The following is a 15,031-nucleotide window of genomic DNA, read 5'->3' on the forward strand; positions in this document are numbered from 1 at the left end:
AAAATCGGCTCAGAACTTGACCGTATAGTTGCTGCGCAGCCAGACGGTCGGGTCCTGCCCCTTGGTCGTGGCGTTGACCATGAAGGAAGCGACCCCCTTGCCGAGATCAAATTCGGCGCCGAGACCGCCACGAGCCCAGAACTGCTGCAGATCCTGACCTTCGAGACTGAAGTCGCTGATCCCGGTCAACGTGCCGCTCGTAGCCGTCGCGCGGTTTTCGAACTGGTAGTCAAGCTCGGCCTTGGCCAGCAGACGGACAGTGTCGTTCAGCGGGCGAACGAAATCCGCACCGAGACGGGCGATCGTCGAATGATCGCTGCTGCCGTCGAACTCGACCGGGAAGGAGCCGCCGGTTTCCGTATAGGCGTCAACCCTGGTATGCGCATAGGAAAGGCCGACATAGGGGGTGATCGCCGTATCGTCGATCGTCACCGCATTCAGCCAGTCGAAGCGGATCTTTGCGCCCCAGGTTTCAGCATTGGTGTCGCCTTCGGAATAATCGGTGACGGCACCGTTCAGATAACCGCGGTTGCTGTCGACACTGCTGCGTCCCCAATAACCGCCAACCGTCGCGTAAACGTTATTGCCGAGATCGGCAGAGACTTCCGGTGACAGGTAGAAGCCGCGCTGGCGCACGTCGCCACCGGCATCCAGATCCTGGTCGGTATAGGTTCCACCAACTGCGAAGCGGGCTGTGACGCCATCGGCGATACCGTAACCAAAACCAAATTCACCGAGAGCAAGGCCGCCATCGGCGTGATCGCTGTTGTCATAACCGCCATCGATCGTGCCCCAGACGGATCTCTGGCCGGCGGTCAGCAGATTGCGCATTGGCGCTCCCTGCGCACCGAACATGATTGTGTCGGCATTGTTGACACCGCTCTGAACGATGACGTTGTTGGCCATCGCGACAGTCGGGAAAAACTCGGCGGTATCGATGATACCGCTTCCGCCTTCGCAGACGTCAGCGTTGCATTCGTTGCCGCCTTCCTCGCCCTGGCTTTCGATGACACGCGCGATATAGGTGGAGCCGGTAGTGGTCTCGCCGATGATAACATTGCCGTCAGCCGATACGAGATCGGCGGTTTGCGTCATAGCATCGCCGATGGTGGCACCTTCGGCTGCCAGCCAGTCCTCGACAGTCACCATGCCGTTCGCCTGCGTCCAACGGAAGCCGTGGCTTGTGGACTGGGCGTCTGTTGCCGATCCGACCACGACGCCGCCGTCGGCATTAACCGCACTCGCCGTGGATGAAGTGCCACCGAGAGTTCCGAGATCGGTCATCACGTCTGTTGACCCGACATACCGGTAGGCGTGAGACGACGTGTCGCCGGTCAGGTAGGAACTGCCGACCAGAACATTGCCATCGCCGCTCATTGCGTTCAGGAACGTGTAAGAACCGCCCAAGCTTCCGATGTCGACCATCTCGGTCTCTTTAGTCCATCGGAATACGTGGTATGGCGACGACGAGGATGTATATCCAGATCCGGCGACCACCGATCCGTCGTCGCTGACAAAGTCAGCGCTGGAGTTGTCATAAAGCGTATCGATGTTCTCCATCGTGCCGCTGTCTACAGTCCATCGAAATGCGTGATAATTTCCGTCTAGTGTGTCGGCCTCGCCGACAACAGTTTTCCCGTCGGTGCTCACAGCGTATGCGTACGAATCCCGCCCACCAAGCGTGCCTAGACCGATCATTCCCTCAGAAGATGTCCAGTAAAAAGCTTCGGCCATGAAGCTCATGACGCTTACGTATCCCGCAACGGCGGTTCCGTCGCCACTTACAGACTGAGCAAAGCTACCGGTGGTGTCAGTGTCAACTACACCCAAGTCGACGAAACCATTCGCTGCGGTCCATACGAAGGATGTCTTGCGACCGGTCACGGCATCAGAATAGTAGCCCGTCACGGTCTTACCGTCGGCGCTCAAACCACTCAAATTGAGATAGGTGACGCCGGACGGTGGCGTGATTGACTGAATGTCGCCGGTTGCTGTCGATATAAGTGAATAGGTGTAGGTCCCGGCATTCTGGTCGTAATCAGTTTTGAGTACGACCGAACCATTACTGCTCAAACCGATAACTTCGGGTCCGGAGGCAGCATGTGCAACGGAAGCAACACTGACCATAGCCGAGAGAGCAGAACTCGCAAGAAGACAAAGGGTCTTTGATTTAAGAAACATTTCTGGATGACTCGCTGATCGTTTAAGACGGATGCCGTCAGCGACGCCGAGATATGAAATGCCTCATAAAAATAAGAACTAATCATATTTCTAAATTAAGAATCGCTTGTGCCCCCACTGACGAATTGGCCGTGATGCACTCGATCTTACAAGTAGTTCGAAATCTGCCGGCCGGTGTTTCTCTGACAAATGACAACAAAGCGGAAGCACTGTTGCCGGGCGGCACCACTGCCCAATAACCGTTAATTGTTGCAAGTTCGCAGCATCCACCGGGAGTGGAGATGATGTGTTATGCAACAAAAAACCCCGGAAGTTATCCGGGGTTTTAAGACCATGGCAGGGATACTGCCCGGTGAAGTCTTACTTGCCGTTTACGGCGTCCTTCAGGCCCTTGCCGGCCGAGAACTTCGGAACGTTGCGAGCCGGAATATCGACTTCTGCGCCGGTCGACGGGTTGCGGCCCTTGGAGGCTTCACGGCGGGATACGGAGAAGCTGCCGAAGCCAGCGAGGCGAATGTCGCCGCCGTTCTTCAGTTCGCCCTGTACGGTTTCGAATACTGCGTCCACGGCGGATGCGGCGTCAGCCTTGGAGAGACCAGCCTTTTCGGCAACTGCGGAAACCAGCTCGTTCTTGTTCATGTTTCCATCCCTTTCTACGGTTTTGGAACGACTCGATTAGTCGGCGCCGACAATAGTTTTGCGTCGGTGCTTGGCAACCCAAAAGCTCTGAGATCGCCTGAAAAACAAGGGGTTTCATGCATTTTTCACAAAAAAAGCCGGCTTTCGCCGGCTTTCTCCACAATTCAAACTCGGTTGACCCGAGGGATCGCTCAATGGGCGATGCCTGTCACACCGTCCTCGGACCCCTCGACCGTTGCGATAACGGGTGTCTCAACCGTACCATCCCACTCGATCGGTTCAGGACGACGAACCAGAGCATGCTTGATCACCTCACCCATGCGGGACACGGGGATGATCTCCATGTTGTTCTTCACGTTGTCCGGAATGTCGGCCAGGTCCTTGGCGTTTTCTTCCGGGATCAGAACCGTCTTGATGTTACCGCGAAGGGCTGCAAGCAGCTTTTCCTTTAGGCCACCGATCGGCAGGACGCGACCGCGCAGGGTAATTTCGCCTGTCATGGCGACATCCTTGCGAACCGGAATGCCGGTCATGATCGAAACGATCGCCGTTGCCATACCGACGCCGGCAGACGGGCCGTCCTTCGGAGTGGCGCCTTCCGGCACGTGGACGTGGATGTCCGACTTGTCGAAACGCGGCGGCTCGATGCCGAAATCGACGGCACGGGAGCGCACATAGGATGCCGCCGCCGAGATCGATTCCTTCATGACGTCCTTCAGGTTGCCGGTGACGGTCATGCGACCCTTGCCCGGCATCATCACGCCTTCGATGGTCAAGAGCTCGCCGCCGACTTCCGTCCAGGCGAGACCGGTGACGACACCGACCTGATCCTCACCTTCCGCCTCGCCATGGCGATAGCGCGGAACACCGAGGTAATCCGAAATGTTGGCAGCGGTGATGGCGACCGACTTCGTCTTGCCCTTGATGATCTCGGTCACGGCCTTGCGGGCGAGCTTCATCAGCTCGCGCTCGAAGGAGCGAACACCGGCTTCGCGGGTGTACTGCTGGCTGATCGCCATCAGGGCATCGTCGGACACCGAGAATTCATTCGGCTGCAGAGCATGTTCCTTGATCGCCTTCGGCAGAAGGTGACGCTTGGCGATCTCGCGCTTTTCATCTTCGGTGTAACCGGCGATACGGATGATCTCCATGCGGTCCATCAGCGGACCCGGAATGTTGAGCGTGTTCGCCGTGGTGATGAACATCACGTCGGACAGGTCGTATTCAACTTCAAGGTAGTGATCCATGAAGGTCGAGTTCTGGGCCGGATCGAGCACTTCGAGCAGTGCCGCCGACGGATCGCCGCGGAAATCCGACCCCATCTTGTCGATTTCATCGAGCAGGAAGAGCGGGTTGGACTTCTTGGCCTTCTTCATCGACTGGATGATCTTGCCAGGCATCGAGCCGATATAAGTGCGGCGGTGACCACGGATTTCGGCTTCGTCACGAACGCCACCGAGCGCCATGCGTACGTATTCGCGGCCGGTCGCCTTGGCGATCGACTGGGCGAGCGACGTTTTACCGACACCCGGAGGGCCAACGAGGCAGAGGATCGGGCCCTTGATCTTGGTGGCACGCGCCTGAACCGCCAGATATTCGACGATACGCTCCTTGACCTTGTCCAGACCGAAGTGATCCTGCTCGAGGATTTTTTCGGCGTTGTTGAGGTCGGCCTTGATCTTCGACTTCTTGGCCCACGGAATACCCAACAGCCAGTCGAGATAGTTGCGCACGACAGTGGCTTCCGCCGACATCGGGCTCATCTGGCGCAGCTTCTTCAGTTCGGCATCCGCCTTTTCGCGGGCTTCCTTGGAGAGCTTGGTCTTGCCGATGCGTTCTTCCAGTTCGGCCATCTCGTCACGGCCTTCTTCGCCGTCACCGAGTTCCTTCTGGATCGCCTTCATCTGTTCGTTCAGGTAATATTCGCGCTGGGTCTTCTCCATCTGGCGTTTTACACGCGAGCGGATGCGCTTTTCGACCTGCAGGACCGAGATTTCGCCTTCCATGAAGCCGAGCGCCTTTTCAAGACGCAGCTTGATCGACACCGTTTCCAGCATTTCCTGCTTTTCGGTGATCTTGATCGACAGGTGCGAGGCAACCGTGTCAGCGAGCTTCGAGTAGTCCTCGATCTGGCTGGCGGCGCCGACGACTTCCGGCGAGATCTTCTTGTTCAGCTTTACGTAGTTCTCAAACTCGGAAACGACCGAGCGCGACAGGGCTTCAACCTCGACGGCGTCCTCTTCAGGCTCATCGAGAATGTCGGCCTTGGCCTCGTAAAACTCCTCGCGGTCCGTATAATTGCTGATCTCGGCACGTGCTCGACCTTCGACGAGAACCTTGACGGTGCCGTCGGGCAGCTTGAGGAGCTGCAGCACATTGGCGACCGTGCCGATTTTGTAGATCGCGTCCGGCTCCGGATCGTCGTCGCTGGCATTGATCTGGGTGACGAGCATGATCTGCTTGTCGGAGCCCATAACCTCCTCAAGCGCGCGGATGGATTTCTCACGTCCGACGAACAGGGGAACGATCATATGCGGGAAGACCACAATGTCGCGCAATGGCAGGACCGGATAGGTCGCTGAGCCGGATGCTGCAGACGTTGAACTTGTCATCTTGTTTCCTTTCCATCGTCCCGTTTCCGGGATGGCTTGAGCAATTACCCAAGCACTTCACTCCCGCTCAAGGTGGAGTTTTCCTATGTCATTTTCAAGCCTTGCAGCAGCCCAGTCGTCGCCAACATGACAGGGATATTACAAAGCACTCGCATAAATGTTTGACGTTGCCATTATCCGCCGAACCAGCCCCGGCCATCGACGGAAACGTGAATCGCATTCAACTTCGCACAGAAGCCGAAAAACCGAAGCAGCGAGAACAACCATGATCTGCGTGCTTCACGTCTAAAGCAAGCTGAATATCGCGCAACCGTCCGCATTGGGAATTTCCCCAGAACGAAGCGAGCAACCACAGCTTACCTACGAAAAGAGGCCCCAATACGGGGCCTCGATCAAATCTATACTACTGGTCCCGGCTCAGGCCGAAACATTGGCTTTCTCGTCCTGGCGATCCGCATAGATGTAAAGCGGACGGGCATTGCCCTTCACCACATCGTCGGAGATGACGACTTCGCGGACACCATCGAGGGCCGGAAGCTCGAACATCGTGTCGAGCAGGATCTTTTCCATGATCGAACGGAGGCCGCGGGCGCCGGTCTTACGCACGATCGCCTTGCGGGCGATTTCGCGAAGGGCGTCCTCGTGGAAGGTCAGTTCCACGTCTTCCATCTCGAACAGGCGCTGATACTGCTTGATCAGTGCGTTCTTCGGCTCGGACAGGATCTGGATCAGCGCATCCTCATCGAGATCCTCGAGCGTTGCCAGAACCGGCAGACGACCGATGAATTCCGGGATGAGGCCGAACTTGACCAGATCTTCCGGTTCCAGTTCGCGCAGCACTTCGCCGACGCGGCGGTCGTCAGCAGCCTTGACGGATGCACCGAAGCCGATCGAGGTTTTCTCGCCACGGGCCGAAATGATCTTGTCCAGACCAGCGAATGCACCGCCGCAGATGAACAGGATGTTCGTCGTGTCGACCTGCAGGAATTCCTGCTGCGGATGCTTTCGGCCACCCTGCGGCGGAACCGAGGCAACCGTGCCTTCCATGATCTTCAGAAGCGCCTGCTGCACGCCTTCGCCAGATACGTCGCGGGTGATCGACGGGTTGTCCGACTTGCGCGAGATCTTGTCGACTTCGTCGATATAGACGATGCCGCGCTGGGCGCGTTCGACATTGTAGTCGGCGGCCTGCAGAAGCTTCAGGATGATGTTTTCGACGTCTTCACCAACGTAACCGGCTTCGGTCAGCGTCGTTGCATCAGCCATGGTGAAGGGAACGTCGATGATGCGGGCGAGCGTCTGGGCAAGATAGGTCTTGCCGCAGCCGGTCGGGCCGACGAGCATGATGTTCGACTTCGCAAGCTCTACGTCACCGCCCTTGGAGGCATGCGCGAGGCGCTTGTAATGGTTGTGAACGGCGACCGACAGGATGCGCTTGGCCTGCTGCTGGCCAATGACGTACTCATCGAGAACCTTGATGATGTCCTGGGGCGTGGGAACGCCGTCGCGGGACTTGACCATCGAGGTCTTGTTCTCTTCGCGAATGATGTCCATGCACAGTTCGACGCATTCATCGCAGATGAATACTGTCGGTCCTGCAATCAGTTTGCGGACCTCGTGCTGGCTCTTTCCGCAGAAGGAGCAGTATAGGGTATTCTTGGAGTCGCCGCCGTTGCCGCTGCTGACTTTGCTCATATCACTTTCCTTCCAGCACTCTGCGCTCACGTAAAGACGGGCGCAGTCCACTCAACCGCTGCCGGCACGTGACACCGACGGGCTTCACGTGCCTGCCCTGTTCCGGGGGTACTCTACCGGTCCAGATAACGGTCCGGCGGCAACGAAACCCCTAAGAAACGAATGCTATGTCATAAAAGTTCAACACAGCATTAATAGTTACTAATAGCGCTTTCCGACCGACTTGAAACCCCTTTTTGCTCACAACAGGGTTACAGTGGCGGAAAGGCTACAACCCGATCAGCTTTCCGAGCCGCCTTCAAGTTCCTGGCGCGAGGTCAGGATCTTGTCGATGACACCCCATTCCAGGGATTCGTCGGAGGTCATGAAGTGGTCGCGATCGAGGGTCTTTTCGACTTCCTCGAGGGTGCGGCCGGTATGCTTCACATAAACTTCGTTCAGGCGGCGCTTCATCTTGAGGATGTCGCGGGCATGACGCTCGATGTCGGACGCCTGCCCCTGGAAGCCGCCGGACGGCTGATGCACCATGATGCGGGCATTCGGCGTTGCAAACCGCATGCCCTTTTCACCTGCGCAAAGGAGCAGCGAACCCATCGAGGCGGCCTGGCCGATGCAAAGCGTCGAAACGGCTGGCTTGATGAACTGCATCGTGTCGTAGATCGCCATGCCGGCGGTGACCACGCCACCCGGCGAATTGATGTAAAGCGCGATTTCCTTCTTCGGATTTTCGGCTTCGAGGAAAAGCAGCTGGGCGCAGACGAGCGACGCCATGTGATCTTCCACCGGACCGGTCAGGAAAATGATGCGCTCCTTCAACAGGCGCGAATAGATATCGTAAGAGCGCTCACCGCGATTGGTCTGTTCGACGACCATAGGCACCAGGGCCATTGCGGTATCAACTGGATTTTTCATGTCCGTCCTTTGTCAAATGCCTTGCCGAAGGCAACGTGGCGCTCCGGAATCATTGGAATGGGTCAATCCCTACATAGAGTGTCAATGCCCGGTACTTCAAGACGGAGAGCCCGATATCCTTAACTCACGATCGTCCTGCCACCCATGCCGGGCTGATCGCATCTGCGCTGTCGCGAATAAATCGCTTCGGCTCAATGATACGGCGGCCCTGCCCACCGCCTTTTTTACCGCCAAGGTAAAGCGAAGGTAAATCACACCGGACAATATCGCCCCACGCCAACTATAACGCCAAAAGCGAGCGCCCGGCGCAAACCCGACCTTAAACTTTCGAGGTTATACACACGCCAAGCCGAGGTTCGGCGGGGAGCATTGCGTTGGATATTGTAACGGGTTTCATGATCTGGGCCGCAGAGGCCAGCACGATCGGTGTGCTTTTATGGACACGCTGGATTTACGAACGCCAGCCGTTTTACTTCACCTGGGGGACCGGCTTCCTCTTTCACGGCATCGGCGTCGGCATGGTCGCGCTGCGCGGCACCCTGCCCGATTTCGTTTCTATCGAGATTGCCAATGTCATGGCACTTGGCGGCATCGGGCTTTGGGTTGCCGGAATGCTGCAATTCGACAAGCGGCGCGTGGAAGCGTTTATCGCCATTCCATCACTGATCTTCGTCGCCGGCATGCTGCTAGAGCCGGTGCGGACCAATTTCAGCTATCGTGTCGCCCTGTTCCATGGCGCTGCATCGGTAGGATATCTGATGCTGATCGCCACCGTTCTTTGGGGCGAGAACGGCCGCTCGCAGACCCGCAGGGTTTTCGCCGCATGTGTCGGCGTCCAGGTTCTGTCGAGCACGGTAGTCGCGATATTTGCCCTGATCAGCAAGCCGCAATCCTTTGCGGCAGGCAACAATTCCTTCCTGCTGCTTCTCGTCGCCGCCTTGTGCTTCATCGCCGCTATCATGAGCGGCAGCAAGCTCATCAACGAGCGCAATGAAGCCAAGCTGAAACTGCTCGCCGTCACCGATCCACTGACCAACCTTCTCAATCGCCGCGGATTGATCGACCAGTTCCATACGCTGAAGCGAATCCACTCGGGCGAAGGCGGATTACTCGCTCTGATCCATCTGGACCTAGACGGTTTCAAGCAGATCAATGATCTATACGGCCATCAGGCTGGCGACGAGGTGCTGGTCGCCTTCGCAAAAATCGGCACGGCCGCGCAGCGGGGACGCGGATCATTCGGCCGCATGGGCGGCGAGGAATTCGCATCAATCATGTATGTCGCCAACATGATAGAGGCCGCAAGCGTCGCAGAGGCGATCAGGACTACGCTGAAACAGCAGCCGATCAACGTCGGAGACCATCAGATACCCGTTACCGTCAGTATCGGCATTGCGCTGGCGGAAATCCGATCGGCCAACCTGGACACGCTTCTCAGCACGGCAGACCGCGCACTCTATGTAGCCAAGACAAACGGCCGCGACCGCACGGCGATCGGCACCGAGAGTGATGTATCGATCGTTCCCGCGATCGACCACGCTGATACGCAGGATGCACCGGTCCAGGCCAGCATGACGCAACAGGTAGCTGCACTGAGACGGATCGTGGCGATCGGCAAGTAAGCGTTATGCATCGAAGGAGGCGGCTCCGTTTTTCGGCGCCGCCCTCTTGTCTTCGTCCACCCGATCACCCAAATCCCTCCCACACAAAAATGAGAGAGCGGGACATGGCGAAGAGACTTTACGGGGCTGTGGTCATCAGCCTGCTATCGATTTCGTCCGCACCTGCGCAGCAGGCCTCCGATACGGTTGCCCCCGAGAAAGCCACCGGCACTGCAAGCGCCAGCCGCGTGGAAGCGCGAGACTTCATGGTCGCAGCCGCCAATCCGCTGGCAGCGCAGGCGGGTCGTGAAATTCTCGCCAATGGCGGCAACGCCATTGATGCGATGGTGGCGGTGCAGGCCGTGCTCGGCCTTGTCGAGCCGCAGAGTTCCGGCCTCGGCGGTGGCGCTTTCCTCGTCTATTACGACGCGGCCGCGAAACGGCTGACCACATTCGACGCCCGCGAAACGGCGCCGATGGAGGCGACGCCGAAGCTTTTTCTCGACGATGCAGGACAGCCGCTGAAGTTCATGGACGCCGTTGTCGGCGGCAGGTCGGTCGGCACGCCCGGCACGGTGCGGCTGCTGGAGGATGTCCAGATCCGCTACGGCAAGCAAAGCTGGCCGGCCCTCTGGAAACCCGCCGCCAAGCTGGCCCGCGAAGGCTTTGCAGTCTCCCCTCGCCTCGCTTCGCTGATTGCGACGGAAGGCGACGCGCTGAAACGTTACGAAGGTGCAAGGAACTATTTCTTCGATGAGACCGGTGCGCCGCTGAAGGCGGGGCACATCCTGAAAAACCCCGAATATGCGAAAGCGATTGAGGCGATTGCGACGGGCGGTGCCGATGCATTTTATCGCGGACCTATCGCCGAAGATATCGTCAAGACGGTGCGCGGTGCGCGCGACAATCCCGGTATTCTGTCCCAGACCGACCTTGCCATCTATCACATCAAGGAACGGGAGCCGGTCTGCTTTACCTATCGCGCTCTCGACATCTGCGGCATGGGACCACCGTCTTCGGGCGGAATTGCTATCGGTCAGATGCTGGGCATGGCAGAGAATTTCGACCTCAAGGGCCTTGGTCCGGAGAATGTCGAAAGCTGGCGGATCATCGGCGACGCACAGCGCCTCGCCTTTGCCGATCGCGAGCGTTACGTCGCGGATACGGATTTCCAGCCGCTGCCGATCAAGGGGCTTCTTGAGAAGACATATCTCGGCGAACGGGCAAAGCTTCTGGATGGCGACAAGGCGCTTGCCAAGGATGCCGTCAAGGCAGGCGAACCCGAATGGGATCACGCCATGCTGCTCGGCCGGGATGCCGCGATCGAACTGCCGTCCACCAGCCATTTCGTCATCGTCGACAAGGAAGGAAACGTCGTCTCGATGACGACGACGATCGAAAACGGCTTCGGTTCTCGGCTGATGACGCATGGCTTTCTGCTCAACAATGAGCTGACCGATTTTTCCTTCAAGACCCATGATGGTGCACTCGCGGTCGCCAACCGTGTCGAACCCGGCAAACGGCCACGCTCCTCCATGGCTCCGACGATCGTGATGAAGGACGGCAAGCCGCTGCTCGCGATCGGCTCGCCGGGCGGCAGCCAGATCATCGGCTATGTGGCGCAGGCGCTGATCGCCTATATCGACTGGGGCATGCCGGTGGAACAGATCGTCGCCCAGCCGCATCTGATCAACCGTTTCGGTACCTACGACATCGAAGCGGGTACGACAGCCGAGAGGTTCGCCGAGCCACTGAAGGCGCTTGGCTATGAAGTCAAACCGGGCCAGATGAATTCCGGGCTGCATGCCATCGAGATCACCGGCACCGGACTTGTCGGCAGTGCCGATCCGCGTCGCGAGGGCGTTGCTCTCGGCGAGTGACGGCAACCAGCTTATCCCGATTGCGCTGCGCCGGAATTTCGCGCTACGCATCGGGAATGACATCGCTTCCTGATTTTCTCCGTATCGATGCCGTCAGCCGGCATGTTTCGCTTGATGGCCGCAATCCGGCTTTCTACAGCGACCCGAACCAGGTCTATTCAGCCCTGCATCAGCATTGTCCCACCTTCTACTGGGAGGAACAGCGGCAATGGTTCTTTACCGGCTATGAGCATGTGAATGCACTGTTGCGTGACAGGCGTTTCGGGCGACAGATCCTGCATGTGGCAAGTCGCGAGGAACTGGGGCTGCCGGAGCCGCAAGCGCATCTTGTGAATTTCGATCTCGCAGAGCGCCATTCGCTGCTGGAAATAGAGCCGCCGGAACACACGCGGCTTCGAACGCTGATCAACCGCGCCTTCGTATCCCGTCATATCGAGAGGCTGAGGCCGGAGATTGCCGATCTGGCGGAACGGCTGATCGACGGTTTCGAGAAAGATGGAAAGACCGAGCTGCTTTCCTCCTTTGCCGACATCATTCCCGTCACGATGATCTCGCGGATGATCGGCATTCCGGACGAGATGGGACCGCAGCTCTTGAAATGGAGCCATGCCTATGTCGGCATGTACATGTTCAAGCGCTCGAAAGAGGACGAATATGCGGCCGACCGGGCGGCAAAGGAATTTGCCGATTACGTCAAGACGCTGATCTCCGATCGCCGCAGGACACCTGCGGAGGACCTGCTCAGCCACATGATCCACACCGAGCGCAAGTCTTCCGATTCAGGGCGGGGCCAGCACCTTACCGACGACGAACTGGTATCGACGACGATCGTGCTGCTCAATGCCGGGCATGAGGCGACGGTGCATCAAATCGGCAATTCGGTTCGGGTCATTCTCGAAAGCGGCCTCACTCCGGCCGAGCTTTTTCGAGATGAAACAGCCACGGAACGAACGGTGGAAGAAACGCTGCGCATCTGCGCACCCGTCCATATCTTTCAGCGATGGGCCCTGGAGGATTTAGAGATCGATGGCGTCAGCCTGAAGCGCGGCGACAAGGTCAGCCTGATCCTGGCGGCTGCCAATCTCGATCCGAGAGTGTTTTCAGATCCGCTAACCTTCAAGCCGGACCGAAAGGAAGCTCAGAACCTCTCTTTCGGAGCGGGCATCCATTTCTGCATCGGTGCGCCGCTGGCGCGGCTGGAGCTCAATACAGTTCTGCCGATCCTGTTTCGGCGCCTGCCCGATTTGAGGCTAGAGGCCAAACCCGTAGTCAAAGATGTCTATCATTTCCATGGGTTGGAGCGGCTCGACCTCGTCTGGTGATGCAAAATCAGGCATCGAGCGACAGTACGCCACATCGAAAACACATGGCTCTTATGCAATCTGTTCGATTGTTTAGCGGAAACAGTACCTTATAGTACGGCTGAGGGAGGATCGTTGAACAGGACCCCTTCCGTGACCAAGCGCAAGACCGCGATTTTCCTGCATAAAAGCCTCCACGGCAACCGTTTCGCACAGGTTGCGCTGATCGTGCTTCTTTGGCTTGCCGGTGAAGCCGTGTCGCGCGGCACAGGTCTGCCGATCCCCGGCAGCGTGCTTGGCCTGTTTGCACTCCTTTATCTGCTGATCACCGGCACTATCCGTCTTTCCACCATGCGGCGCGGTGCCAATGTCCTGCTGGCAGACATGCTGCTCTTCTTCGTGCCCGCCGTTCTTGCCGTCCTCGACCACTCCGAATTTCTCGGCCTTGTCGGGCTGAAGGTTCTTGCGGTCATCTTTGCCGGGACGCTGATGGTCATGTGCATGACCGCGTTGGCGGTCGATGTCGGCTACCGGTTGATGCTCCGCATGGAGAGCAGACATGCCGTCTCTTGAGACGATCCTGATCACCGTCTTCTGGTCGGCAGCAACGATCGCGATCTATCTTCTGTCCAAGCGAACCTATCGCCGCTGGCCGGCAATCTGGTCCTCGCCGCTGGTCTTGACCCCGGTCCTTCTCGCGGCACTGGCGCTGTCACTGCACACGACCTATAGCGAATATATCGGCGCCACCCGCTGGCTGATGGCCATTCTCGGCCCGGTAACCGTCGCGTTTGCCATTCCCATTTACGAGCAGCGGGCGATGATCATGCGCTACTGGCCGGTGCTTGCATTCGGCATCGTGGTCGGCAGCGGCACCGCGATCCTTACCGCCTGGGCCCTGGCGAGCCTGCTCTCCATTGATGGCACGCTTCGCCTCAGCCTGCTTCCTCGCTCCGTCAGCTCGCCGTTCGCCATGGCGATTTCGGAAAAGGTGGGTGGCGTGCCGGACCTGACGGCATTGTTCGTCGTCATAACCGGCGTGGCGGGCGCTGCACTGGGTGAGAAGCTGTTGCGGATCCTGCCGCTGAAATCCTCGCTGGCACGAGGTGCGCTGTTCGGCATGGGAGCGCATGGCGCAGGCGTGGCCAAGGCGAACCAGATCGGCGCCGAGGAAGGCTCGGTCGCCGGACTGGTGATGGTGCTGGTCGGCCTCGTCAACGTGCTTGCAGCACCGATCCTCGCCTATATCCTGCGTTAGCCAGAAAGACCGTAACGGGCAGCCGGCTTGCGCAGCGACAGATGCGGGCCGAGGGCACCGCGGGCAGCAAGATAGGCATTCCAGATGCCATCATCCGCAAGTGCCGGTATCGTTACAATCTCGCCCTGATCGAAACCTGCGAGCGCGGCATCCACCAGATCGGTTACATCCATGACCATTCCCTGATCCAGATCGTTGAAGGAGCGGCCGACACGATCGAAGATTTCGGTGCGCGTCAGGCCCGGCAGGACGGCCTGGATGCGGACGTTCTTGTCCTTGAGTTCGGCGGCAAGAGATTCAGTCAGGCTCAGGACGAATGCCTTAGTCGCAGCATAAGTGCCGTTGAATATCTGCGGAGCAAGAGCCACGACGGAGGCCGTGTTGATGATCGCCCCTGCCCGGCGCCTGGCAAATGTCTGGGCGGCAGCGACGGCAAGGCGATTGGCGGCCGTGACGTTGAGCGCCACCATCGTGTCCAGATAATCGACATCGCTTTCAAGCAATGACGTAACAGGCCCAATGCCGGCGTTATTGACGAAAAGCGTGATCGCCTCATCCGTCCTCAACCGATCCTCGACCTTGAGGACGTCGGCGCGATCGCTGAGATCGGCGCGCAGTACATCGGCCTTTATGCCGTAGGCCTTTGCCAGCTTGTCGGCCAGCTCCCCGAGGCGAGCGGCATCACGCGCGACGAGGATGAGATCGTAACCGCGGCGGGCAAGCCGATCGGCATAGGTTGCGCCGATCCCCGAAGATGCGCCGGTTACGAGTGCAGTTCCAAGTTTGGATGTCATGGCAATTCTCCTGTTTCGATGATGACTGGAATTTGCTGGTATATGCCACTATATTTGAGCGAGGATTTTGCGAGTGCAAGTAGGCAGATGAAATTTCGTGGAGCGTCGGATGGAACAGAGCTTCTCAGGCGTTGCCTGAACCGACAAGGTCGGGAATG

11 protein-coding genes are annotated in these 15,031 nt (G+C 58.3%); 5 read left to right on the top strand and 6 right to left on the bottom strand.

What is annotated here, in order from left to right:
• Positions 1–9: 9 nt before the first annotated feature.
• The 5 genes from GGE33_RS19970 to clpP form a co-directional block, all read right to left on the bottom strand.
• Positions 10–2,073: an autotransporter domain-containing protein gene (locus tag GGE33_RS19970; protein ID WP_183827040.1), complete on the bottom strand. Its 2,064-nt coding sequence runs from the start codon at positions 2,071–2,073 to the stop codon at positions 10–12.
• A gap of 468 nt (positions 2,074–2,541) precedes the next feature.
• Positions 2,542–2,820, bottom strand: a complete 279-nt coding sequence (gene hupB / locus GGE33_RS19975) for a DNA-binding protein HupB (protein WP_112457241.1) — start codon at positions 2,818–2,820, stop codon at positions 2,542–2,544.
• Between the two features lie 191 nt (positions 2,821–3,011).
• The gene (lon, locus tag GGE33_RS19980) at positions 3,012–5,432 is read right to left on the bottom strand and encodes an endopeptidase La (RefSeq protein ID WP_183827043.1); all 2,421 of its coding nucleotides are present in this window, start codon (positions 5,430–5,432) and stop codon (positions 3,012–3,014) included.
• 417 nt (positions 5,433–5,849) lie between these two features.
• The gene (clpX, locus tag GGE33_RS19985) at positions 5,850–7,127 is read right to left on the bottom strand and encodes an ATP-dependent Clp protease ATP-binding subunit ClpX (protein WP_148147344.1); all 1,278 of its coding nucleotides are present in this window, start codon (positions 7,125–7,127) and stop codon (positions 5,850–5,852) included.
• A 279-nt stretch (positions 7,128–7,406) separates the two neighbouring features.
• On the bottom strand, positions 7,407–8,039 hold the full coding sequence (gene clpP, locus GGE33_RS19990; RefSeq protein WP_148147343.1) for an ATP-dependent Clp endopeptidase proteolytic subunit ClpP: 633 nt from the start codon (positions 8,037–8,039) through the stop codon (positions 7,407–7,409).
• A gap of 374 nt (positions 8,040–8,413) precedes the next feature.
• On the opposite strand from clpP, the gene GGE33_RS19995 reads away from it, so the two are divergent.
• The 5 genes from GGE33_RS19995 to GGE33_RS20015 all read left to right on the top strand — a co-directional run bounded on the left by GGE33_RS19995 (position 8,414) and on the right by GGE33_RS20015 (position 14,079).
• Positions 8,414–9,661, top strand: coding sequence for a GGDEF domain-containing protein (locus GGE33_RS19995; RefSeq protein WP_183827046.1), 1,248 nt, complete (start codon positions 8,414–8,416; stop codon positions 9,659–9,661).
• A gap of 104 nt (positions 9,662–9,765) precedes the next feature.
• Entirely contained in the window at positions 9,766–11,520 is a 1,755-nt protein-coding gene (ggt, locus tag GGE33_RS20000) for a gamma-glutamyltransferase (protein ID WP_183827049.1), read from the top strand.
• Between the two features lie 56 nt (positions 11,521–11,576).
• Positions 11,577–12,842, top strand: a complete 1,266-nt coding sequence (locus GGE33_RS20005; protein WP_183827052.1) for a cytochrome P450 — start codon at positions 11,577–11,579, stop codon at positions 12,840–12,842.
• A 132-nt stretch (positions 12,843–12,974) separates the two neighbouring features.
• Positions 12,975–13,394, top strand: a complete 420-nt coding sequence (locus GGE33_RS20010; RefSeq protein WP_148147339.1) for a CidA/LrgA family protein — start codon at positions 12,975–12,977, stop codon at positions 13,392–13,394.
• Complete coding sequence (locus GGE33_RS20015; protein WP_148147338.1) at positions 13,381–14,079, top strand: LrgB family protein; 699 nt, start codon at positions 13,381–13,383, stop codon at positions 14,077–14,079. Before GGE33_RS20010 ends, GGE33_RS20015 begins: the two co-directional genes overlap by 14 nt.
• Here the strand turns inward: GGE33_RS20015 and GGE33_RS20020 are convergent.
• Entirely contained in the window at positions 14,076–14,873 is a 798-nt protein-coding gene (locus GGE33_RS20020; RefSeq protein ID WP_183827055.1) for an SDR family NAD(P)-dependent oxidoreductase, read from the bottom strand. The two genes, GGE33_RS20015 and GGE33_RS20020, sit on opposite strands and share 4 nt — an antisense overlap.
• Between the last annotated feature and the right edge of the window lie 158 nt (positions 14,874–15,031).

It is taken from the genome of Aliirhizobium cellulosilyticum, assembly GCF_014198105.1.
In the GTDB taxonomy this organism is placed as follows: Bacteria; Pseudomonadota; Alphaproteobacteria; order Rhizobiales; family Rhizobiaceae; genus Neorhizobium; species Neorhizobium cellulosilyticum.